At 38.7% G+C, this 23,765-nt stretch carries 25 protein-coding genes; 14 read left to right on the top strand and 11 right to left on the bottom strand.

All coding sequences use genetic code 11. The annotated features are described in order from the left end of the window. Positions 1 to 529, bottom strand: a 529-nt coding sequence (locus AC6CH7_RS22005) for an ATP-binding cassette domain-containing protein (protein WP_498264741.1), incomplete at its 3' end; no start/stop codon positions are given. Between the two features lie 244 nt (positions 530 to 773). On the opposite strand from AC6CH7_RS22005, the gene AC6CH7_RS22000 reads away from it, so the two are divergent. Next, on the top strand, positions 774 to 1,046 hold the full coding sequence (locus tag AC6CH7_RS22000) for a hypothetical protein (protein WP_498264740.1): 273 nt from the start codon (positions 774 to 776) through the stop codon (positions 1,044 to 1,046). Positions 1,047 to 1,319: 273 nt separating this feature from the next. Continuing rightward, positions 1,320 to 2,837, top strand: a complete 1,518-nt coding sequence (locus tag AC6CH7_RS21995; protein ID WP_498264739.1) for an MGH1-like glycoside hydrolase domain-containing protein — start codon at positions 1,320 to 1,322, stop codon at positions 2,835 to 2,837. A gap of 254 nt (positions 2,838 to 3,091) precedes the next feature. On the opposite strand, the gene AC6CH7_RS21990 is transcribed toward AC6CH7_RS21995, so the two are convergent. Continuing rightward, on the bottom strand, positions 3,092 to 3,649 hold the full coding sequence (locus tag AC6CH7_RS21990; RefSeq protein WP_498264738.1) for a hypothetical protein: 558 nt from the start codon (positions 3,647 to 3,649) through the stop codon (positions 3,092 to 3,094). Positions 3,650 to 4,148: 499 nt separating this feature from the next. Between AC6CH7_RS21990 and AC6CH7_RS21985 the strand changes: the two genes are divergently transcribed. The 4 genes from AC6CH7_RS21985 to AC6CH7_RS21970 all read left to right on the top strand — a co-directional run bounded on the left by AC6CH7_RS21985 (position 4,149) and on the right by AC6CH7_RS21970 (position 8,746). Continuing rightward, on the top strand, positions 4,149 to 5,108 hold the full coding sequence (locus AC6CH7_RS21985; protein ID WP_498264737.1) for a D-2-hydroxyacid dehydrogenase: 960 nt from the start codon (positions 4,149 to 4,151) through the stop codon (positions 5,106 to 5,108). A gap of 11 nt (positions 5,109 to 5,119) precedes the next feature. After that, complete coding sequence (locus AC6CH7_RS21980) at positions 5,120 to 6,262, top strand: glycerate kinase family protein (protein WP_498264736.1); 1,143 nt, start codon at positions 5,120 to 5,122, stop codon at positions 6,260 to 6,262. 698 nt (positions 6,263 to 6,960) lie between these two features. Continuing rightward, entirely contained in the window at positions 6,961 to 7,953 is a 993-nt protein-coding gene (locus tag AC6CH7_RS21975; protein ID WP_498264735.1) for a haloalkane dehalogenase, read from the top strand. A gap of 19 nt (positions 7,954 to 7,972) precedes the next feature. Continuing rightward, the gene (locus tag AC6CH7_RS21970; RefSeq protein WP_498264734.1) at positions 7,973 to 8,746 is read left to right on the top strand and encodes an AraC family transcriptional regulator; all 774 of its coding nucleotides are present in this window, start codon (positions 7,973 to 7,975) and stop codon (positions 8,744 to 8,746) included. Positions 8,747 to 8,782: 36 nt separating this feature from the next. Here AC6CH7_RS21970 and AC6CH7_RS21965 read toward each other — a convergent pair whose 3' ends face one another. After that, positions 8,783 to 9,943: a TlpA family protein disulfide reductase gene (locus AC6CH7_RS21965; protein WP_498264733.1), complete on the bottom strand. Its 1,161-nt coding sequence runs from the start codon at positions 9,941 to 9,943 to the stop codon at positions 8,783 to 8,785. Between the two features lie 198 nt (positions 9,944 to 10,141). Here AC6CH7_RS21965 and AC6CH7_RS21960 point away from each other — a divergent pair, with 198 nt between their 5' ends. From AC6CH7_RS21960 to AC6CH7_RS21940, 5 genes are all read left to right on the top strand, one after another. Further along, a complete protein-coding gene (locus AC6CH7_RS21960) occupies positions 10,142 to 10,387 on the top strand; it encodes a hypothetical protein (RefSeq protein WP_498264732.1) in 246 nt (81 codons plus the stop codon). 40 nt (positions 10,388 to 10,427) lie between these two features. Next, positions 10,428 to 11,120, top strand: coding sequence for a uracil-DNA glycosylase family protein (locus tag AC6CH7_RS21955; RefSeq protein WP_498264731.1), 693 nt, complete (start codon positions 10,428 to 10,430; stop codon positions 11,118 to 11,120). Positions 11,121 to 11,189: 69 nt separating this feature from the next. After that, on the top strand, positions 11,190 to 12,485 hold the full coding sequence (locus AC6CH7_RS21950) for a 4Fe-4S dicluster domain-containing protein (protein WP_498264730.1): 1,296 nt from the start codon (positions 11,190 to 11,192) through the stop codon (positions 12,483 to 12,485). A 31-nt stretch (positions 12,486 to 12,516) separates the two neighbouring features. Next, positions 12,517 to 13,317, top strand: a complete 801-nt coding sequence (locus tag AC6CH7_RS21945; protein WP_172661434.1) for a (Fe-S)-binding protein — start codon at positions 12,517 to 12,519, stop codon at positions 13,315 to 13,317. Then, entirely contained in the window at positions 13,307 to 14,107 is an 801-nt protein-coding gene (locus tag AC6CH7_RS21940) for an MBL fold metallo-hydrolase (RefSeq protein ID WP_498264729.1), read from the top strand. The genes AC6CH7_RS21945 and AC6CH7_RS21940 overlap by 11 nt, the downstream gene beginning before the upstream one ends. Here AC6CH7_RS21940 and AC6CH7_RS21935 read toward each other — a convergent pair. Continuing rightward, entirely contained in the window at positions 14,070 to 14,552 is a 483-nt protein-coding gene (locus AC6CH7_RS21935) for a hypothetical protein (protein WP_498264728.1), read from the bottom strand. The genes AC6CH7_RS21940 and AC6CH7_RS21935 overlap by 38 nt on opposite strands. A 51-nt stretch (positions 14,553 to 14,603) precedes the next feature. Between AC6CH7_RS21935 and AC6CH7_RS21930 the strand changes: the two genes are divergently transcribed. Then, positions 14,604 to 15,083: an ABC transporter ATPase gene (locus AC6CH7_RS21930; RefSeq protein WP_498264727.1), complete on the top strand. Its 480-nt coding sequence runs from the start codon at positions 14,604 to 14,606 to the stop codon at positions 15,081 to 15,083. A gap of 66 nt (positions 15,084 to 15,149) precedes the next feature. On the opposite strand, the gene mtgA is transcribed toward AC6CH7_RS21930, so the two are convergent. The 5 genes from mtgA to AC6CH7_RS21905 form a co-directional block, all read right to left on the bottom strand. Next, positions 15,150 to 15,896 (bottom strand): monofunctional biosynthetic peptidoglycan transglycosylase, encoded by a 747-nt coding sequence (mtgA, locus tag AC6CH7_RS21925; RefSeq protein ID WP_498264726.1) that lies wholly within the window; start codon positions 15,894 to 15,896, stop codon positions 15,150 to 15,152. Between the two features lie 90 nt (positions 15,897 to 15,986). Continuing rightward, entirely contained in the window at positions 15,987 to 16,430 is a 444-nt protein-coding gene (gene rplI / locus AC6CH7_RS21920; protein WP_048907352.1) for a 50S ribosomal protein L9, read from the bottom strand. Positions 16,431 to 16,440: 10 nt separating this feature from the next. Continuing rightward, positions 16,441 to 16,704: a 30S ribosomal protein S18 gene (gene rpsR / locus AC6CH7_RS21915; RefSeq protein WP_012780908.1), complete on the bottom strand. Its 264-nt coding sequence runs from the start codon at positions 16,702 to 16,704 to the stop codon at positions 16,441 to 16,443. Next, the gene (rpsF, locus tag AC6CH7_RS21910) at positions 16,704 to 17,063 is read right to left on the bottom strand and encodes a 30S ribosomal protein S6 (protein ID WP_048907353.1); all 360 of its coding nucleotides are present in this window, start codon (positions 17,061 to 17,063) and stop codon (positions 16,704 to 16,706) included. Before rpsF ends, rpsR begins: the two co-directional genes overlap by 1 nt. A gap of 202 nt (positions 17,064 to 17,265) precedes the next feature. After that, complete coding sequence (locus AC6CH7_RS21905; protein WP_498264725.1) at positions 17,266 to 17,856, bottom strand: T9SS type A sorting domain-containing protein; 591 nt, start codon at positions 17,854 to 17,856, stop codon at positions 17,266 to 17,268. A 165-nt stretch (positions 17,857 to 18,021) separates the two neighbouring features. Here AC6CH7_RS21905 and AC6CH7_RS21900 point away from each other — a divergent pair, with 165 nt between their 5' ends. Together AC6CH7_RS21900 and AC6CH7_RS21895 are read left to right on the top strand one after the other, a co-directional pair. After that, entirely contained in the window at positions 18,022 to 18,894 is an 873-nt protein-coding gene (locus AC6CH7_RS21900) for an AraC family transcriptional regulator (RefSeq protein ID WP_498264724.1), read from the top strand. 87 nt (positions 18,895 to 18,981) lie between these two features. Beyond that, positions 18,982 to 20,766: a DNA polymerase III subunit gamma/tau gene (locus AC6CH7_RS21895; RefSeq protein WP_498264723.1), complete on the top strand. Its 1,785-nt coding sequence runs from the start codon at positions 18,982 to 18,984 to the stop codon at positions 20,764 to 20,766. Here AC6CH7_RS21895 and AC6CH7_RS21890 read toward each other — a convergent pair. Both AC6CH7_RS21890 and AC6CH7_RS21885 read right to left on the bottom strand, forming a co-directional pair. Further along, positions 20,763 to 21,191 (bottom strand): hypothetical protein, encoded by a 429-nt coding sequence (locus AC6CH7_RS21890; RefSeq protein WP_498264722.1) that lies wholly within the window; start codon positions 21,189 to 21,191, stop codon positions 20,763 to 20,765. The genes AC6CH7_RS21895 and AC6CH7_RS21890 overlap by 4 nt on opposite strands. Before the next feature lie 173 nt (positions 21,192 to 21,364). Then, positions 21,365 to 23,584, bottom strand: coding sequence for an NADP-dependent isocitrate dehydrogenase (locus tag AC6CH7_RS21885; protein WP_498264721.1), 2,220 nt, complete (start codon positions 23,582 to 23,584; stop codon positions 21,365 to 21,367). Between the last annotated feature and the right edge of the window lie 181 nt (positions 23,585 to 23,765).

Raw genomic sequence — 23,765 nt, 5'->3', positions numbered from 1 at the left:
ACAGTTCCCTGACTTCAATCATTCCGTTTGGATCAAGGCCGTTTGTAGGCTCGTCAAGGATTAGCAGGCTAGGCTGGTGCAATAAGGCCATTGCAATGCTTAACCTTTGTTTCATGCCAAGAGAGAAGCGCCCGGCTTTTTTACTTCCTGTTTGGGCAAGTCCAACCATGTGCAGCACTTCGCCGAGTCGTGATGCCGGGCACCGGTAGATGTGCTGCAGAATTTGCAGGTTCTCTGTTGCCGTCAGGTGTCCGTATATCGAAGGTGATTCAATCATCGCACCTATATTTTTCAAACTTTCCAGGCGATGTTTCCCGAATGATTTGCCGAATGCCATTACCTGGCCGTGCTGGATTTTAAGCAGTCCAAGTATGAGCTTTAAGGTGGTCGTTTTACCCGCACCATTTGCTCCGATAAATCCATAAACTGAACCTGTCGGAACCTCCAGATTAATGTCTTTTATTACCAATGAGCCGTCACCAAAAGCATGGGTTAGCTGCTGTGTCTCCAGGATTAAGTCACTTTTCATCCCCCAAAAGACAATCTTTTTGGATGCCTCTGAAAACTTTTTAGACAAGCACAGGCAAATGTTCTGCAAAACACTTGAAAACTACTGCAAAGCAATAGAAAGGGTTAGGTGTTCATTTTACATCTTCCAGAGAGAGCCCCAGACCTTACTCCGATTTATTCACAGCGACTATCGCTTCATCAATTCCCTTTGAAAAATTTTTTACTGAATAAGTAACGGGAATATCTGGTATCAGCGGCCCGTCATGCCCCTTCCAGTTTTCCCATTACCGGGTAGAATAGCCAACACTGATTTTGGTACGGGGCAGCTGAAAGCTCCTTACTTCTCCGTAATGGTTTACATTACCGCTGGTCGCTTCCCCCAGTATGGTTGCATAGGTATCTTTGTAATTAACAGGCAGATTACCGACAACTTCCATCCAAGTCCATTTAAATCCTTCTTTTACGAGTTACTGTGTGCTGCTGCTGGAAAAGCAAAGAAAGCTCAGTCCGGGGGACGATATTCGATATTGGAATAAACCGAAAAGTGTCCGTCTTCATGTTCATTGATACAGCAGGTTCGATTTTTTTAGGTTGTTCATTGTTGATCATGGATTAAATGATTGTATATTTCATCGAAAATAATTTAAAGTGAAATTGGATGTCAGTTTAAATGCGGAATGAGTGACCAGTTTCGGCGAAATACCCACGCGATTGATACAAAACACTAATTTAACAAAATGTTTAAGCCCGCCTTATTAGCTCTATTGTTTTTTATACCATTACATTTTTCTTTTGCTCAACAATCTTTGTTGAATCCTCAACATTATAAGCATTATATTGAGGGTTTTAATTCAACTGATAATGAGCTTTATAGCAACCTTATCAGTAACAATCAGAGCTGGGACTTCCTTTCTGAAAACATTCCACTTCTGGATTGTCCGGACAAGGTAATAGAACGTATTTATTATTTCAGGTGGTGGACTTACAGAAAGCATATTAAAAAGACACCGGAAGGTTTTGTTATAACTGAATTTTTGCCTGATGTTCCTTGGTCTGGAAAATACAATACTATCAGCTGCCCGGCGGCATTACATTTTTATGAAGGGCGGTGGTTGAAGGATCAGAAATACTTAAACAGCTATGCCAATTTTTGGTTTAAAAGTGGTGGAAGTCCAAGGTTGTACAGTTTTTGGGCAGCAGATGCCATCTATAACCAGTATCTGGTGAGTGGAAATCCGACTACAATTAAATCTTTACTTCCTCATCTGATCAAAAATTATCAATTATGGGAACAGGAAAAACTAGATTCAACAGGATTGTTCTGGCAGGTGGATGATCGCGACGGTATGGAGGTTTCTATTTGCGGAAATGGATACAGGCCAACGATTAATTCTTATATGTTTGGTGATGCTATGGCTATCTCTGAGATAGCAAAATTGAATGGTAATGAAAAGATATCCTCTGATTATGTAAAAAAGGCCAGTTTGATCCGTAAAAATTTAGAAATAAAACTTTGGGACAATAGAGATACTTTTTTTAAAGTACTCCCAAGAGCTCCCAATGCTTATCTGTGTGAAGCAAAGGAATTGCATGGTTATACCCCATGGTATTTCAATATGCCTGGCGCCGAGTATTCTATTGCATGGAAATATCTTATGAGCCGTAAACATTTCAGCGCAACTTTTGGTCTTACCTCTGCAGAACAAGCCGATCCAAGTTTTAGTATTTCTTATCAGGGCCATGAATGTCAATGGAACGGCCCTAGTTGGCCATACGCGACCTCTGTTACCTTAACCGCCATGGCAAATCTTATTAACAATTATCAGCAGGATTACGTTAACAGTGACGACTATTTCCATTTACTTAAGCAATATTCAAGTAGTCAGCAATTTCAGCAAAAGGACGGTACGGTTATTCCCTGGATAGATGAGAATTTAAATCCTTTTACGGGCGACTGGATTTCGAGAACCCGTTTAAAAGTATGGGATAATGGGAACTGGGCCAAAGATAAAGGTGGAGAAGAGCGAGGTAAGGATTATAACCATTCTACTTATTGTGATCTGGTGATTTCAGGCCTAATTGGAATCAGGCCTCAGCCAGGAAATATGTTAATTATAAATCCGTTGATACCATTGGGTATATGGCCATATTTTTGCCTCGATAAGGTAAATTATCATGGTAAAGAGTTGACTGTATTTTATGACCAAACTGGCAAAAGGTACAAAAAAGGGAAGGGGTTTTATGTGCTTATAAATGGAAAAGTGGCAGCTCACTCAAGAACAATTAAGAAATTAATTATTAATATTAATGGTCGGATCCAAGAATGAGACGTGTACTGTTTAGGTTTTCACTAAATGTGCCGGAGAACCGCCATTATATGGAAACTAGTGACCACCTCCGGAATAACCCAAAGTTATCTTAATAATTAACTTCTTAATTGTCCTTGAGTGAGCGTATACTTTTTTCATTAAGCATTCAATATGGTCATCAACAAGTTACAAACTTAATTTCAAAAGTCTTAGCGGCCCTTTGTTTTTCAGCCCGAACTTTCATCAATTTAGTTAATGAGTTGTTGCAATCCTCAGCAACGGTTACTTTTGCTAAAGTCACGTTTAAAAAGTATCTTGTTATTTCGCTCAATATAGTCGCCCGATACAATCAAATATGGATGATTAGGCGAATATCCTGCGCTGTGACTTCTTACGATTATTTTGTCGTTAACTTTCAGGCTATTTAACTGCTGAAAATCCTTAGGACTAAATTGCATCATGTATTCTTCGCCATTAATCCTGACTATAAGCCATTTTGGTCCTGATGATTTCCCGTTTGCGCGCTGAAAAGTAAGAGAGGTTACCACGGCCTCCATATTGGTGAAAGCCTTTATGTACTTCCTTATTTTATCATGAGTGGCATGCACCTTTTTACCTTCAGGAGAAACCACCCATTCTTTGTACTTTATACCGTCAGGAGAAGCCTCCCATTTTTTCCTGTCATCCAGGCCGGCTTTCCTGTAAGCAATAGATAACGGCTTTGGGGATGGCTTAGTTTCATTTTTAATTTCACGATTAGCAAATACTAGTCCGCTCACCACAACCAGCGGTAAGATCAGCACATAGATGGTTTTTTTCATATGTTTCATATCCTTTCAAATTGATTCAGCGAATCTAGTTTGATATTTTTCGGATTGAGTGATTTGGATTGTAAATAAAAATGTAAATTTTGTAAATAAATCGTAAATAGTATTTGACAGCCGAAATAGTTGAATTAAAGCTACTCACTCTGATTTCCCAAATAATCATACTTTTCTCGTTCATAATTTAATGGGCAAGGAGGATCCTTTAGGATCTATAGGATCAAAATATGGCGATTCAAAGCACTGCGTGTATATTTCGGTAAAAGTGGTCCTTCCCCAATTTTGGTGTTCAAGGCGATTTCCCAATTTTTCCGCCCTGGGAGAAAGATATTTATTAGGACCTAAATACATATTTTAAAGCCGGATGCAAGTTTACGTTTTAGTCCAACACCAAAATTGGAGAAGGACCACTTTTACCGAAATGTACACCTGACACCGTAATTAATAATAAGTTTGTGAAAAATATAAGTTTGTGATAGCTTCATCATTTATTTAAATATTAAATATGAAAATCGTAATACTAGACGGATATACACTGAATCCCGGGGACCTGAACTGGGACGGGCTGAAACAATTCGGTGAGGTAACCCTGTACGACCGCACCCCGGTAGGTGAAGTTATTGAACGCTCAAAAGGGGCGGATGTCATATTCACCAATAAAACACCGGTAAACGCAGAGGCATTAAACAGTCTTCCGGACTTAAAATACATTGGAGTCCTGGCCACTGGTTATAATATAGTGGATACCCGAATAGCCCGGGAAAAGGGGATAACAGTAAGTAATGTGCCAGGTTATGGCACGCCATCTGTAGTGCAAATGACCTTTGGCCTTTTATTGGAACTTTGCCTGCATGTGCAGCGCCATAGTGATGCGGTGGCCTCCGGCCGCTGGGCTTCCGCTGCTGACTTTTGCTTCTGGGATTATCCGCTGGTTGAACTGACAGGAAAAACGATGGGTATTATCGGATTTGGCCATATAGGCAGGCAGGTTGCTGATGTAGCCACTGCATTTGGGATGGAAGTTATCGGAACAAGCCGGAACCGGACAGATCAGTCTCACCGCAGTAATTTTAAATGGGCAGAAATACCCGAACTGCTGGAGCAGTCAGATGTTGTCAGTATCCACTGCCCTTTAACACCTGAAACCAATGGGCTGATCAATAAAGAGAACTTACAGCGAATGAAAAGCAGTGCTTTTCTTTTGAATACCTCAAGGGGTCCTGTCATTATTGAAGAAGATCTTGCTGAAGCATTGAACAACGGTAAAATTGCTGGAGCGGGCCTCGATGTACTTTCTGTTGAGCCGCCTGCAAAGGACAATCCGCTTTTTGGTGCAAAAAACTGCATCATTACACCTCACATCGCCTGGGCAACAAAAGAAGCGAGAGCCAGGTTAATGGAAATAACTATCGGCAACCTGCGTGCCTATAAAAATGGGAATCCTGTAAACGTGGTAAACCTGTAACTGAAGGCATTATGCATATCCTGATTTCCCCCAATGCTTTTAAACACGGTCTGAATGCCGAAGAAGCAGCGTTTGCTATTCAGGAAGGCTTAAGGCGGAGTAAGGCCGGTGTTACCACCGAGTGCTTCCCGGTAGCAGATGGCGGAGATGGTACAGGAACCTTAATTACAAAAAAATGTGAAGGCACATTGCTGGATGCAGCAGTACACGATGCGCTGGGCAGACCAATAAATGCTGTATTTGGCCTGATCGATAATGGCGCAACAGCTGTTATAGAAATGGCAGATGCGTCAGGTATAAGGTTACTAAAACCCGAAGAGCTTAACCCTCTGCATGCCAACACTTCCGGTACAGGGGAAATGATTAGGAAAGCACTTGATCAGGGGGTTGAAAAAATTGTCATCGGCATGGGTGGCTCGGCTACTGTGGATGGCGGCACCGGTATTTTACGTGCCCTTGGTGTCCGTTTCTTAGGGGCGGACGGCAATGAGTTAACAATTCTTCCGGAAGATCTTGGAGAGTTAGCTACTGCTGACCTTTCAGGACTGGACGAAAGAATATTGAAATGTGAAGTGATTGTTTTGTGCGATGTAGACAATATGCTATTAGGTGACCAGGGATCTGCAGCTGTATTCGGCCCGCAAAAGGGTGCATCCCCGGATGAGGTGAAAAAATTGGACCAGGCACTTAACAAACTTTCGGCTGTGGCATTACACCATACAGGCAGGGATATGGCTGCGATAAAGTATGGAGGTACTGCAGGAGGGGCAGCTGCAGGCTTACACGCATTTCTGAATGCCAGACTGGTAAATGGGATTGATCATTTTCTTTCACTTACAGATTTTAATTCGGCACTGGAGCGGGCAGATCTGGTCATTACCGGGGAAGGGAGTATTGATGAGCAAACCTTACAGGGAAAAGGGCCTTTCGGCGTAGCGTACCATGCCAAACTTAAAGGACTCCCTGTCGTTGCCTTCGCGGGGAAGGTGCCACTGGAACGGAATGTTAATTTACAGGCGTATTTTGATGTATTAATGCCTATTGGAAATCAGCCCGGCGATCTCGCAACTGCGTTGGCATATACAGCAGATAACCTTGCACGGACAGCCGAAACATTGGGCAATATGCTGGTCTTGATGCAGGGGAAAAGATGATGATATAAAAGGCATCGGGAACTGATCATGTTTTGCTTTTATGACAAATGTTCTTGCCCTCTTTTTTAGATCAGGCTACATTGCTAGGCTGAACAATCTTATATGACTTTTCTTATTTTTGCTACCCTGATAAGAACAATCAGGGTCTTTAATTTTCGACAGTTCCGCAGAATCATTTGTTCCGAAAATGTTCCGCTAGAAGTTAAAATCTATACGTAAACAACTGAAAAACTGACACTTATGATTTTGAGCAAATGAACTGAGAATCCATGTGTCGCCGGTTCGATCCCGGCCCATACCACACTCAGGAAAAGCTCTATTTCACAACGAAATCGGTATTTTTGCATTTTAAACGCTATATTTCCCGACATTTCCATGTATGTCTTTCAATAGGCTCATTCCAACTAAACAAGTTTTCCTGTTGAATTTGATTGAATTTGTTCTACTGAAATTCAATCGCAAGCCTGACCAGAAACTATTCCTCAGTAAATCTTATCTCAAATTAGCGTTTGTCGCTTACATCCCATCTAGGTTCCGATGAATGGGTTTTACGCTCTGGTTTATAAAAAATTTAAAATGGTTACTAATAATCAATAGATAATAGTTAGCGGTTTCCCTCCCAAACTGACCTAATCAAAGCAATGATTTTATACTATTTATTCGAATAGCAAAGTCTTCTCTTTGTGTAAACAATCAAAATGAAATTAATACACATGGGCTGGCCAGTCATTATTGCACAGATGCTGGCATTGACACCTAGCAATACGCAAGAAAATGCAAGAACGATTATGAAAACAAAAATTGAGAAAAAAGTGGATACGACACAAGCCAACCATCGGCTGTCAAAAAAATATCAAATCATTAACGGGCTTAAAATGGCTTACTTTGATAAGGGTGAAGGTGACCCAATCATTTTTTTACATGGAAATCCGGCATCCAGCTATATTTGGCGAAATATTATACCTTATCTTCAGGCCTCAGGTCGTTGCATCGCCCCAGACCTAATGGGCATGGGTGACTCAGATAAGTTCACAGATTCAGCGGATTATACCTTCTTTAATAATGAGAAATATCTTGAAGAACTTTTTACGCGTCTTGATCTTCACAAAAACATAACTTTTGTTGTGCATGACTGGGGTGCCCCACTAGCTTTTTACTGGGCGCGAAATCATCCGGGTGCGGTAAAAGGAATTGTTTATATGGAAGCCCTCACAAGACCACGGTCCTGGGATGAAGTTCCAGGAGCAGCTCGGGAAACTTTTCAAAAACTTCGAACAGCTGAAGGTGATCACATGGTACTTTCTGGAAATTCATTTATTGAATTTAATTTACCAAGAACGATCTTACGTACCCTTTCCCAAGGGGAAATGTCGGAATACCGACGACCATTTTCTGAACCTGGTGAACACAGGCGCGCGATGCTCAGCTGGGCACGTCAGTTGCCTATAGGAGGAGAACCCATAGAAATGATTAAGATCATCAATGAAAACAGTTATTGGCTTGCCAAAAGCGATATCCCTAAATTATTTATCGAAGCAAGTCCGGGTACTTTAGCGGATATTGAAAAAGAAGCATGCATGCTCTGGCCAAACCAAACCCATATAACCGTTAAAGGGCACCATAACTTACAAGAAGATTCGGCAGCAGAAATCGGTACTGGCATTTCGAAATGGTTGCGCTTACTGAGATAAATTAGTAAGTTTAGTTATTATGCAAATATTTGAACCTGTTTCATGTCTGAGTCCGTACATCAAAGCTTTTATGGTTGTAGAAAGTGAGAATGCGACAGTGAATCGTTTACTACCCGATACAGTTGTGGTTGCTGCAATTCGATTGCGGGGGCAGGTTCAGTTCAATGACCAAAAAGGCAGCACCAGCCTGCCTGTATTTTCGATTTCCGGCTTAAGAAATTCCTACAGAATGGCCGAATATGGGCAAAACAGTGCAAACATACTGGTCCATTTTAAAGAAGGTGGTGCAAGTGCATTTCTGGATTTGCCAATGCATGAATTATTTGAATCCAATGTTGAACTAGACCTTTTATTTATTCCTTCGGACTTAATATTGTTGCAAGAACAAATACAGGCGCTGGAATCGATTCAAAGTAAAGTAAACATTGTACAACATTTTTTTATCTCAAGACTTAAGAATAAACAGCAAGACCTTCTTATTGCTCATGCGATCGAAAAAATAAAGACGACAAAAGGGATCCTTAGCATAAAGGATCTCTCTGGCCATCTGCACATCAGTATAGATGCTTTCGAGAAAAGATTTAGAAGAATTGTCGGTGCAACACCTAAGCAGTTTTCCGACATCGTACGGATGAAATCATTAATTGCTCAGACACATTTTAATCGCAGGCTTGTTGATTCGGCATTAGATGCAGGTTTTTTTGATCAGTCACACTTTATCAGAAACTTCAAAAAATTCGCCGGACAAACCCCGCGAGAGTTTTTATATGCCGCAAATAGCCAACCGATGTGATCTACATACCTCCCTGGTCTATTAAGGCCAAAACAGTTATTCCCCAAAAAGCGATCTCAATTTAATTTCCAATTCCATCCCTCTTAAATTACTTGCTACCACTCTCCCCCTATCATCAACCAAATAATTTGAAGGAATTGCGGTAATATTCAATTCCTTAGAAATCGTTCTTTTTGGATCCTTTAAATTGACAAACTTTTGCATCTTGTCGAGCTCAACTACTGCCCTCCAAAATTCATCATCGGCCTCCTTATCTATTGAAATAGTAACTATTTTAAATCCTAGTTTATTGTATTTATCGAAAGCCTCTCTCAAATTAGGGGTTTCTGCCCTGCATGGTATGCACCATGTAGCCCAAAAATCTATCAACGTATACTTTCCTAAAACGCTGCTACTTTCAATTGATTCTCCTTTAACATTGTTTAGCACAAAATCATACATCTTGTCATTTTCATTCAATTTAGGCGGGGTAGGATAAATGGTTTCACTTACTTCCTCCTTTTTAGCAATCGATCTGTTTATGTGCTTACCACCGCCTGAATTTCTTAGTCTTTCAGGAAACAGATTAAAATACCTCCTTAATTCCTTTGGTGAGAGCCCTCCAAATAAGGTAAAAACACTAAAATGTGTAAGGGCTACCACCGAATTTGTATTGTTTAGAATGGACGCCAAATTAGCACTATCAGTTAATTTCCTGAACCGCATTCTAACAATTCTCTTTTTCTGCGATTTCATTTCGTCTCCGATATTTTCTTTATCGACAAGCGCCTGGACACTATCTGCTTGTTTTTCGTAAAACTTATCTCTTGCCAAAAAGGTATTTTCAAATTCATTTAAAGGTCCTCCAGACACCAAATATTTTAAGGTGCCTGAATTAAATACCACTTCCACATTTGGTTCAAAGTAAATGATATGAGATAAACTAACATCTGCACTTCCAACACTATCTACATTGGCACAATAAACAAAGCAGAAAGGAAAATGACCTATAGCGCCGGTTTCATGATACACTCCGGAAAAGCTAAATTTTTGGTCTTTTATAGGCACCTTACCCAACAATTTCATTTGTCTATCGTAAAATAAAGCGTTCTTAACAGGATATTTACCAATAACCTTCCCTTTTATTGTGTAGGGCTGTCCTTGTGAAATGGCATCTGATGCAATAATCAACAAGATGAATAAATAAAAATATTTCATGAGCATCTATTTGGCATTAGAATTTAGTGGAATATTCCATACTCACTTATAACTAAAAGCTTAGTACTAACTTAAAACTATTTATTTAGTTTTCAAAATAATTCAGAAATTTCATAATCGACATCAAAAGTTCTTGATTGTAGAAAAATATAGCCCAACAGTTTTTGTGAATTGCTGTAAATCTCTAGTTTTGTATTTATGAACGCGTATAAGAAAGAATGGATTGATCTGCTTTTAAAGCAAAACTACCCAGGTTGGCTGATAGCCGATGATCGGAATAACATTTTTATAAATATTCCTGAAGATCAGGATCTGGAAATTGCAATGGCGGAGTTCAAGAAAAAAATCCGCTCATTAACGCTAAAAATCAAGAGTAAACCAGACAAGTTGGGCTTCTTCATTGGAAACAGTAAAGACAGTAGATTTTATGAGCTAAACGCTTAAGATTTGCAGTTTTAAATTACCGCTCCTTATCTTTACCTCCATGACAACCTTTGCCGATAGGATTATTGCATTTAACAGGCAACTGGATTTTCATGGTTCCTTGCCCGATAACATCCGGATAATGAATCCCTATAAGGAAAATCCGCTGGCATTAACCTGTTCATCTGCCTTTTACAAAAAATATTACAGCGATAACGAACCCAGGCACCTCATTTTGGGCATCAATCCCGGTCGCTTTGGTTCTGCAATGACTGGCGTATCATTTACTGATCCTAAAAGGATGGCAGGTAAATGCGACATACCATTTCCAGGACAAATGACACATGAACCTTCATCAGAATACGTTTACGAAATGATTGCAGCTTATGGAGGTATACAAGAGTTCTACAGTAAGTTTTATATTCACTCAGTTTGTCCTTTAGGCTTCACCATTAAAAGCACCAAAAGCAAAGAGGTTAATTACAATTACTACGACAGCGCCGAACTTTCAAAAGCGGCATATCCATTTATAATTGAAAACCTGGAGAAACAAATTGCCATTGGCTTCGAAACTGATATTTGTTTTTGTTTTGGAACAGGAAAAAACGAATCATTTTTAAGAAAACTTAACAACGAAAAAAGGTACTTTAAAGAGATCATTGCGCTGGAACACCCCAGATACATAATGCAATACAAATCAAAAAGAAAATCAGAATATATCAAAAAGTACCTTGAGACATTCGAAAAATTCTAAATTTATGCATGCATAGCAATTTATTTTGGCATATTTATTTTTAACTTAGCAACACTAATAGAAAATCAAATGGTGGCACAAATCATATTTATAGCAATTACATTGGCAGCAATAGCCTTGTTTAGCTATAATATCAAACAAGTTATCCGAAATATACAACTGGGGAAATCGGCCGACAGATCAGATCAGCCTCAAAAAAGATTTATGACGATGCTTAAAGTAGCTTTTGGTCAAACAAAAATGTTTTTCAGACCAGTTCCAGCTTTTCTGCATTTGATAGTTTACGCAGGCTTCGTTATTATCAATATCGAAGTTTTGGAAATTTTGATAGATGGGATATTCGGCTCTCACAGAATATTTTCTGGAGTAGGCTTTATTTATGATTTCCTAATAGGCTCATTTGAAATATTAGCCCTTGGTGTATGGGTGGGTTGTGCTGTCTTTTTAATAAGAAGAAACATCCTTAAACTTAAGCGCTTTGGTGGCGTAGAAATGACTAAATGGCCCAGATCAGATGCCAATTACATCCTAATATCCGAGATTTTGTTAATGACAGCATTTTTACTAATGAATGCTGCTGATGCAAAACTTCAGGTTCTTGGATCCCAACATTATACAAACGCCGGAGCTTTTCCTGTAAGCCAATATCTACAGAATCTTTTGCCAAATTCAGAAGCAGCCCTTGTCGCCATTGAAAGGGGTTGCTGGTGGTTTCACATCATTGGGATACTTATATTTTTAAATTACCTGCCCTATTCTAAGCACTTCCATATCCTGTTTGCATTCCCTAATACTTATTTCTCCAATTTGGAGCCGAAGGGAGAGTTTACAAACATGAAGAGTGTTACAAATGAGGTAAAAGCCATGCTTGACCCATCATTTACTCCAGAAGAAGCAGAACCAGGACGCTTTGGGGCTAAAGATGTGAACGACCTTACATGGGTAAACCTAATGAATGCTTACACCTGTACTGAGTGCGGAAGGTGCACTTCAGTTTGTCCGGCAAACATTACCGGCAAGCTGCTTTCGCCCCGCAAAATAATGATGGATACCAGAGACCGAATGGAAGAGGTCGGAAAAAACATCCATAAAACGGGTAATGGTTTTGATGATGGCAAATCTTTGATTGATAGCTACATCAGCAGAGAAGAAATATGGGCCTGCACAAGTTGTAATGCGTGCACCGAGGCTTGCCCTATAAACATAGATCCTCTTGCGATTATTACTGAACTGAGAAGGTATGCGGTAATGGAAGAATCTCAATCGCCGGCAAGTATTAATGCGATGCTTGGTAATATTGAAAACAATGGCGCACCCTGGAAATATTCTCCGGCCGACAGGTTTAACTGGGCAAAAGAAAGTTAATTAAAGTATTTAAATCTATTATAGCTTAAAGATGAGCGAGCAACTAAATTTTGAAGTGCCTACAATGGCAGAAATGATAGCCAAAGGCGAAGAGCCTGAGATATTATTCTGGGTAGGTTGCGCAGGCAGTTATGACGAAAGAGCACAAAAAACAACTCGCGACATCTGTAAAATCCTCCATCATGTAGGCATGAAGTATGCCGTTCTGGGCACTGAAGAAAGCTGCACCGGAGACCCTGCAAAACGCGCCGGAAATGAGTTTCTGTTCCAAATGCAGGCCATGACTAATATTGAGGTTTTAAATGCCTACAACATAAAGAAAATAGTTACGGGCTGCCCTCATTGCTTTAACACCATTAAAAATGAGTATCCGGGTTTAGGGGGAAGTTATGAAGTTATTCACCATACACAACTAATCCAACAGTTAATTGACGAGGGTAAGCTAAAAGCCGAAGGAGGAGAAAGCTTTAAAGGTAAAAAGATAACTTATCATGATCCATGTTATTTAGGTCGTGGGAATGGTGTTTATGAGGCTCCGCGCAAGGCTTTAGAAGTTTTAGATGCGCAGTTGGTAGAAATGAAACGCTGCAAGTCAAATGGATTATGCTGCGGTGCAGGCGGTGCACAGATGTTTAAAGAACCTGAAAAAGGCAATAAAGACATTAATATTGAACGTATTGAAGAGGCCCTTGAAACACAGCCAAATATTATAGCTGCCGGGTGCCCTTTTTGCATGACGATGATAAGTGATGGTGTGAAGCTGAAAGATCAGGATAAAAACGTTCAAGTATTAGATATCGCTGAAATTACAGCTCGTGCAAATGGCTTGTAACAAGCTACATATTGCCTCTTTAAATTCCGGAAGCAACGGAAATTGCTATTATATTGGAAACGATCAGGAAGCTATTCTTGTAGATACAGGAATCTCTTGCAGGGAAACTGAAAAGAGAATGTTACGTTTGGGTTTATCAATGCATAACGTTAAAGCGATTTTCATTTCTCATGAACATACAGATCATGTTCGCGGACTGGCTACCCTCTCTTCAAAATACAATTTGCCGGTATACATAACACAGGGGACTTTAAATGGATGCAGATTTAATATCCGTGAAGACCTCATAAGAGTATTATATAGCACCCAAACAATATCTGTTGGAAGTTTAGAAGTAACCAGTTTTCTTAAAATACATGATGCATCTGAGCCACATAGTTTTATGGTTTCTTGCAGAGGCACCAAGGTTGGTGTGTTTACAGATATTGGAGCGGCTTGTGATCAACTTATTTTTCATTTTAAACAATGCCACGCAGCATTTCTTGAAACGAACTACGATGATGATCTATTAAGTAAAAGCACGTATCCATATTTCTTAAAACAACGTATCAGAGGAGGTAAGGGTCACTTATCCAACAAGCAGGCATTAGACCTTTTTATACACCACAGGCCATCATATATGACCCATTTATTGTTATCGCACTTATCCAAAGACAATAACAATCCTGAGTTAGCACATAGTTTGTTTAGGGAGCATGCCGGAGAAGTTGAAATTGTTGTAGCCTCTAGGTTTGGTGAAACTGAGGTTTACACTATTTTTGAGCAAGTAAGCGAGCATTCGTCTTTCTAATCTGTTCAGAAAGAGCGGTAAGATCCTGAGTCTTTATGTTTTTTACAGGGATCGACATGTAATTCGCCATTGTATCTACATCTTCCTCACTTGTATCGTTATAGGTTTGCACAATTACATCGTCTCCTCTGGTGTATAAAAATAAGGCACCGGTTGTATCTGTCCCCTGATAATCAAGATCTTTGAACTTCATCAAATTGAACGAGAAATATTCAATCTTACCACTCTTAAAAAATCGCTTGTATCTGCAAAAACCACTGTTGGTAACATTAAGTTCATAGTGCTTTACTTGCGATGTTTCGAGCGCTTCATTGTAGTGACCTACAAGTAATTGTTGGATATAATCAGTTTGTTCATCTAGTAATTTGAACTTAGAGAACCCCATGAAAAGAAGGCAGATTGCTAATGTGAGGCATATTTTCAAGTTTAATGTAAACTTTTTCATGGCGTTAAGTATTTAACAGAATCAAGTTAAATATTTTTGTATTTTTGATCTATGAGTTTTTCTCCACAATCCAGAATTTGGATATACCAGAGTAACCGCGCATTTACAAATGACGAGGTACAGGCGATACAGGAAAAATTAAATAATTTTACTGTACAATGGAAAGCGCATGGCCATCAGTTAAATGCGAAGGCAGAAATACTATACAACTTCTTTATTGTGTTTTTTGTTGATGAGGCTTCTGCAGGGGTTACAGGTTGCTCTATAGATTCATCCGTTAAGATAATGAAGGAAATTGAACAGGAATACAGTGTTGATCTGTTCGACAGATTTAATATGGCCTACAAGTTAGAAGACAAAGTTATTGTTACTAACAAAGAAGATTTTGAGACATTGGTAAACATAAAAGCAATAGGCCCACAAACTATTGTGTTTAATAATATGGTACAAACGCTACAGGAATTTGAAACCAAATGGCAAATACCATTTGAACAAAGCTGGCATAGTAAAGTGTTTGCACATTTACTGTAATCAACATTCAATACCAATTACTTAAGGTAAAACACGTCACCTTCTGTAAACATAAATACCCGGGAATTAAAAATCTAAGGGGCCTAGCCTTCTCATATTTTTCAAAATAAGAAACTGTCTATGCCTAATGTATTGAGTAGCTTTTTTAGGAGTCCATCTTCTTGGATTAGGGAAACAAGCGGCGATTAGAGCCGCCTGAGCCTTGCTTAATTTATTGCAGGACTTACCAAAGTAAGATTGGGCTGCTGCCTCAGCTCCGTAGATTCCATCTCCCATTTCAATTACATTTAAATACACCTCCAATATTCTTTCCTTGCTCCAAAGCATTTCAATCAGTAGTGTAAAATAAGCTTCAAACCCCTTGCGAATCCATGAGCGGCCGGGCCATAAAAATACATTTTTGGCAGTTTGCTGAGAGATTGTACTTCCTCCTTTTATTTTTTCCCCACTCTTATTTGCGGCAAAAGCTTTTTCAATCGCTTTTAAGTCGAATCCAATGTGTTTAAGAAACAGTTGATCTTCTGCAGATACAGCTGCCCGTTTCATATTATCTGATATATCTTCAAAGTCAACCCATTTCTTCCCCATTTTAAATGGTTTATCATCAGAACTACGCTCCAGATTTCTTTGAATCATTAAGAGTGTAATAGGAGGATTAACAAATCTGTAAACCAGCACCCAAAGCACGGTAACCATTAAGAACCAAAGGAATACTTTGGTAACAATGGCTGTAATTTTCTTAAATAAGGGAGATTTTGAGTTTGTTCTACTGGTTGCTCGTTTACGTTTTGCCATCGGCCAAAGGTAAGTCATAAGCCGATAATTTTAAAGCCTCGAGGAAGGTTGTATGCAAAAAAAAAGCGTCCCAAATAAGGACGCTTTTTAATATCAGAAGATAGATGATTACTCAGCTACAACTGCGAAAGGAACTTTAACTTTCACCTCTTTGTGTAAGTTTAAGTTGGCAATATAATCACCAACAAATTTAGGTTCAGTTTCGAAAGTGATACGGCGACGGTCAACATCAAAACCTTGTTGTTTTAATGCATCAGCAATCATGATAGTGTTTACAGCACCAAAAATCTTACCTGTTTCACCAGCTTTAGCACCGATAGATAACTTAACGTCAGTTAAACGCTCAGCAATACCTTCAGCATCTTTCTTAATTTTATCTTGTTTAAAAGCAGCTTGCTTCAAGTTTTCTGCTAATACTTTTTTAGCTGAAGGAGTAGCTAACTGTCCAAATCCTTGAGGGATCAGGTAGTTACGGCCATATCCTGGCTTTACAGAAACGATATCATCTTTTTCCCCTAGGGATTTGATATCTTGTTTTAAAATAATTTCCATCTCTCAGCTCCTATTTTAATTGGTCAGCAACGAAAGGCAACAAACCGATGTGGCGAGCGCGTTTTACCGCCTGAGCCACTTTACGTTGGAATTTCAATGAAGTACCGGTTAAACGGCGAGGTAAAATTTTACCTTGATCATTGATAAACTTCAATAAAAAGTTTGCGTCTTTATAATCAATATATTTAATACCGTTTTTTCTGAAACGGCAATATTTTTTTCTGTTATCGTCCACTTTTGGAGCAGTAACATATTGTATTTGATCCTTTGCCATTATACTGCAGCCTCCTGTTTAGGTTTTTTGTTAAAAGCACCACTGCGTTTCTTTTCATTATATGCAACCGCATGACGGTCTAGTCTAATGGTTAAGAAACGTAGAACACGCTCATCGCGTTTTAGTTCTAATTCCAATTTACTAATTACTTCACCTGAAGACTTGTACTCTGTAAGGTGGAAAAATCCGCTTGCTTTTTTCTCAATCGGATACGCTAATTTTCTCAAACCCCAATTGTCCTCTTGAACAATTTCGGCTCCGCTATCAGCTAAGATCTTGCTGTATTTGGCAATAGCCTCTTTTGCAATTTCTTCTGACAACAACGGGGTTAGAACGATAACAGTTTCGTACTGATTCATTGTTATTATTTGTTTTTTTAATTAATCCGCTCTTAATGCGGGATGCAAAAGTAACAATAAATTTCTAATAATCAAATGATTTAGTGTTTATTGAACAACTAATGAGGCCCCGCATCCATTCGCTGGCAAAAGCGTCCTGTTCATCCCAATAAAAAAGGTTGCCCCAGAAGAACAACCTTTGTGAAAAAATTATTGTACCTACTTAGTACATTTGAACTGTTTTTGTAAAAACCTGGTTTGCAGACCTAATGATAAAAGTTAGCTCTTTCAGATCATGCGCAACGTCAAATCTCTTAACAAACTTTGCCTCTCCATCAAACACACGTTCGTATACGGCATCATTATATCGGTCTAAAATTTGAACTTCAAGAGGCCCGGCAGGAGCATTTTCAAAATTTAAAGTAATCATCCCATTTTCTTTTGTTAAAACCGGTCGAACCACATCAGCTACTAAAGGATCTGAAACAGAAGCCCTACCGTCCTTAAGCTGTATCTTATACTCCGCGGTACTAGATTCTGTTTTCATCTGAAATCTATAGCCCCCATCTGGAAGTGAGTTCAGATCATATGTCTTTGTAGAACCTTTAAGTGCATTTATTTTTTTCCCATATACAACTTCATTGTTAGCATCATAGATAGACACTTCAACAACCTGCGTTTCATTAATAAAAAAAGTAACTAATTTTTCGTTTACATCCTTAAGTTTAATCGAAAAATTACCTTCACTTGCATACAAACCAACAGAATTAATTAATAAAACTGCGATCAAACTGATTTTTATAAAATTTTTCATAGCAAAACTATTTAAATTGAACAATTAATTTATAGCTCAAAATTACCGCTGTTTTTAATCAAAAATTTATTGCATATTTCCATATATCTATGCTATATTAACCTTCAATTTGACATTAACTTCGGAAATCATATTTTATTCACTAAAAAAACGAATAAAAAGAAAATGAGGAACACAAAACCAGGCTTTGAAATCATTGAATCTTCTTTCGGAAGCTCCTTTTATTATTCAAAATATGCAGAGAACCTAAACAATAAGGCGCATGTATGGCATTACCACCCCGAAATAGAAATGGTCTTTGTAAACGGGGGATCCGGTAAACGGCAAATCGGAAGTCACCTTTCTTATTATACAGATGGAGATTTAATACTAATCGGTAGCAACCTACCCCATTGTGGTTTCACGGATACCACTACAGCTAACAAGAATGAAACGGTCATTCAAATGAGACCAACCTTCCTGGGGACCGATTTTTTAAACCTACAAGAAACAAAATATATCTCAGAGCTCTTTAATAAAGCAAAGGGAGGTATTGCTTTCGGAGCTGAAACAAAAAAAACAGTTGGCGAAAGAATCGAAAGTATGGATAACCAGCAACCATTTGACAGACTTCTGACATTGTTAAGTGTTTTAAAAGAATTGGAAAATGCTAAAGACTACAAAATTTTAAATGCCTCAGGCTTCTCCATGGAAATGCAAGTTCAGGACAATGACAGAATCAATATGATTTTTAACTACGTTAAGGATCATTTTCAGGACGAAATTAACCTGGCGGCTATAGCGGAGATGGCCAGCATGACTACCCCATCTTTCTGCAGGTATTTTAAAAAAATAACAAAAAAAACTTTTACCAGATTCGTAAATGAATATCGCGTGGTACATGCTGCCAAGCTTTTAGCAGAGAAGCAGATCAGTATAGCAAATATCAGTTACGAAAGTGGATTCAATAACTTCAGTCATTTCAATAAGCTATTTAAAGAGTTTACTGGCAAAAGCGCTTCGGAATACAGAAAAGAACTGAAATCCGTTTTCAAATAAGCAGCTTCCTACTTTTATAGTCAATTTTTCAACATTTCCAACTTACCACATTCCAACCTCAACAAAAATTCATATTTTCGTTGGCGAATGGAAAATTTTATAGTATCGGCCCGTAAGTACCGCCCGGCAACATTTGAAACCGTTGTTGGACAGCATCATATTACAGGTACGCTAAAAAATGCCATTAAAAACAATCAGCTAGCCCAGGCATTTTTATTCTGTGGACCTAGAGGTGTAGGTAAAACTACTTGCGCCCGTATTTTAGCTAAAACTATAAACTGTACTAATCTAACAGAAGATCAGGAAGCCTGCGGAACATGTGATTCATGTGTCTCATTTCAAACTGGTCATTCATTTAATTTTCATGAGCTCGATGCTGCGTCAAATAATTCTGTTGACGATATCCGCAGCTTAATTGAGCAGGTGCGCATTCCCCCACAGGCCGGGAAATATAAAATCTACATTATAGATGAGGTACACATGCTATCTGCAAATGCATTTAATGCATTTCTAAAAACGCTTGAAGAACCACCATCTTATGCTATTTTTATATTAGCTACCACAGAGAAGCATAAAATACTACCGACTATCCTATCGAGATGCCAGATTTTCGACTTTAATAGAATCCAGGTCGATGATATATCCAGCCATCTGAATAAAATTGCACAGCGTGAGCATATTTCAGTTGAAGCCGATGGATTACATATTATAGCCCAAAAAGCTGATGGTGGCTTAAGAGATGCACTCTCTATGTTTGACCAGATTGTAAGTTATACTAACAAAAACTTAACCTACAAATCTGTAATAGACAACCTGAATATTCTTGATTACGATTATTATTTTAAGCTTACTCAAAACCTAACCGGTGCTGATGTTAGTAATGCATTGATCTTATTTGACGAGATTTTAAATAATGGTTTTGATGGAAATAATTTCATAAACGGGCTGGCAGGTCACCTGCGTAATTTATTAGTGGCTAAGGACCCTCAAACTACAAAACTTTTAGAAGTAAGTGAAAATATTAAACAGAAGTACATTTCGCAAAGTCAGCAAACACCTGTTTCATTTATACTTACTGCGCTAAATCTCGCCAATCAATGTGATCTTAATTATAAAAACAGTAAAAATCAGCGATTACAGGTAGAACTGGCTTTAATAAAAATGTGCCACATCCCTTCGGTACTTCAACTCGCCCAGCAGCCTAATAACAACTCCGCCACTGACACAGATCAGATTAAAAAAAAAACTAATGTAAGTTCGTCTGCATCTACAAACACGGCCCCAGCAGAGGCCCCAAATAAAGTAGCTGAACAGGATTCATCTACTCTACCATCAATTCCAGCAGCAAAAGTAACCAACCCCGCACCTGCCACGAAGATTGTGCTGAAACCTCTTGCCGACGTTAAAAAAGTAGCTTCACTAATACCCTCGTTAAATGACATTGGCCGTGTAGCGGAGGGTGAGGAAGGTGACGAGCCGAAATACATAAGCGGGGATGCAAGAGAGGCTTTTACCTATGAACAGCTATCAGCGTTATGGACCCAGTATGCAAATAAGGCAAAAGATGATGGCAAAATAAACATATACACCCTGCTTAGCAGTTCAGCTCCAATACTTGATTCTCCTGAGGAAATTACTGTACACGTAGAACACAAACTACAGGAAGGCTTGTTACAGGAAGAAATGATAGATTTTCTTAATTTCTTAAGGCCAAATCTGAAAAACTTTAACCTAACCATTAAGGCTAAACAGGTAGCAAGAACTGTAGTCAACAGACTTTATACCAATACTGAAAAATACCAGTACCTGATTGAGAAGAACCCTAAACTGGAAGAAATGCGTAAACGCTTTAATCTCGACGTTAATTCTTAATGAGGTTTCGCAGGTGGCGTGTCATTAACAGGATACCCCTCTTCGTCCAAATCATCCCTTTCATCTTCAGGAGTGCGGGCCAGCAACTGATCTTCCGGCTCAAGCTCAAGGCTCTCTAAGGTGTCGATGTGCATAGCAGCACTTTCCAGGTTTTCTCCAATTTGTTGATCCTCATCATAAGCTGAACCATTATACGGATTTGCTTCATCATATGTAGAAATACTATCCTCACCATTTGGCGCAGAGGTATCATATGGCAATGGGTGATCATACTCACTATCTTCCCCCCTTACGTCAAATTCAAAACTGTTTCGGCTCTTATCATATGACAAATTATTAAAATCTTTAGTCTCTCCTAATTCGGTAGGATGAAGTTTGTCGAGTGCTTTTCTTGGTCCGGGAACATTGTTTTGGTCTGCGCTCATAATGGTAATTTTTATATAAACTTAGATAAAATTGTTTTTATATACAATAAGGTCTTCGTGGATATGATTTGTAAATAAAACCTAAAAAAACCTCGAATTGTTTTCGGTTTTTAAGTTAAAATAAGAAGCCCGTTTGCATTCACAAACGGGCTTCTTATTTTAACTTTTTTATCTTATAAGTTTGCCAAAGTAGCATTAAATGTTTCACTCGGACGCATTGCTTTAAATGCTAAATCGTCATTGGGATGATAGTAACCTCCAATATCTTGTGGTTTACCCTGCGCTCCTATCAATTCTCCTGAAATCTTTGTTTCATTTTCAGTTAAAGCCTTAGCTAATGGCGCAAATCTAGCCTGCAATTCTGCATCCTTAGTTTGCACAGCTAAACCCTCTGCCCAATATAAAGCCAAATAGAAGTGCGAACCTCTATTGTCTATCTGACCTACTTTACGAGCTGGAGATTTATCATTAGCAAGGAACTTCTCAGTTGCCAAATCTAAAGTTTCAGCAAGTACCAAAGCTTTTGGATTATTTTGAGTTTGCCCTAAATGCTCCAGGGAAACAGCTAATGCTAAAAACTCTCCTAATGAATCCCAACGCAAATAGCCTTCATGAATGAACTGCTCAATATGTTTTGGTGCCGAGCCACCTGCCCCGGTTTCGAACAAACCACCTCCGTTCATTAATGGAACTATAGATAGCATTTTTGCTGATGTACCTAATTCCAAAATCGGGAATAAATCAGTTAAATAATCACGCAACACATTACCAGTTACCGAAATGGTATCTTCTCCTTTACGAATTCTGTTTAGCGTAAACTTAGTTGCTTCAATTGGTGATAAAATACGAATGTCTAAACCAGTGGTATCATGATCCAATAAGTACTTATTTACTTTTGCAATAATCTCTCTATCATGAGCCCTATTTTCATCTAACCAGAAAACTGCTGGTGTAGCCGATAAGCGAGATCTGTTTACAGCAAGTTTTACCCAGTCCTGAATTGGTGCATCTTTGGTTTGACACATCCTGAAGATATCTCCTTTTTCAACTTTTTGATCAAAGAAAACTTTACCATTCGCATCTGTCACACGGATTGCCCCGTTGGCTGTTGCCTGGAAAGTTTTATCATGAGAACCATATTCTTCTGCCTTTTGTGCCATTAGGCCTACATTTGGTACAGAACCCATTGTAGTCACATCAAAAGCACCATGAGCTTTACAATCATCAATAGTAGCGGTATAAACACCAGCGTAGCAGCGATCTGGAATGATGGCAATCGTATCTTGTTGTTTGTTATCCTTATTCCACATCTGTCCTGAAGTACGGATCATAGCGGGCATCGAAGCATCAACAATTACATCAGATGGCACATGAAGGTTGGTAATTCCTTTATCTGAATTTACCATGGCTATTGCCGGGCCGTTTTCAATTGCCTGGGCAATTGCAGCCTCAACTTCTGCCTGTTTAGGATTTCCTGCAATTTTAGCATAAACATCTCCTAAACCATTGCGGGTATCTACATTTAGTTCTTTAAATAAATCTGCATATTTAGTAAAAACATCTGCAAAGTAAACTTCAACTATAGCCCCAAAAATGATTGGGTCAGAAACCTTCATCATCGTAGCTTTTAAATGCGCCGAAAGTAGAACTCCAGCCGCCTTTGCTTCTTCTATAGCTTTAGCCACGAAAGATTTTAATGCAGAAAGACTCATTGCAGAACTATCGATAACCTCACCGGCTTTTAATGGCGATAACCCCTTTAGTTCAGTAACAGATCCATTAGCATCTACAAATTCTATCTTAAATTGAGAGGCTTCTGTTAAAGTAACTGATTTCTCAGATCCATAAAAATCACCCTCACTCATGCTTACAACTTGGGTTTTCGAATCTGCAGACCACGATCCCATTGAATGTGGATTGGCCTTTGCATAATTCTTAACCGCTTTTGGTGCCCTACGATCAGAGTTACCCTCACGTAAAACCGGATTAACTGCTGAACCTAAAACTTTTGCATATTTTGCTTTGGTTACTTTTTCTTCCTCTGTTTGCGCATTATCAGGATAATTAGGAATAGCAAATCCTTGCGATTGTAATTCGGTAATCGCACCAACCAGTTGTGGAATAGAAGCCGAAATATTAGGCAATTTGATAATATTAGCCTCCGGTGTGGTTGCTAGCTGGCCCAATTCTGTCAACGCATCTCCAACTTTTTGGTCTTCCTTTAAAAACTCAGGAAAGTTTGCCAAAATTCTTCCGGCCAAAGAAATATCTCTGGTTTCTACATCGATACCTGCCGAGGCTGTAAAAGCTTGTACAATTGGTAATAATGAATAGGTTGCCAACATTGGGGCTTCATCTGTTTTGGTATAGATAATTTTTGATGTATTTGACATATTTTTATAAATACGATTATATGAATAAAAAAATAAAGCAGTATTGTTTATGATAAACGTGCTTTCTATTAAAATCGCCTAAAGATATAATAAACAGATGAATTTCATGGTGTTTAACTGAATATATTCAATAGTAAATAGCCAACAGATGATGGTAATTATTAGCGGGTAAATTTTAGCT

This window comes from Pedobacter sp. GQ55, from assembly GCF_059758925.1.
Note: the sequence above shows the minus strand (reverse complement) of the source record. Positions and strands in the feature narration are given on the sequence as shown.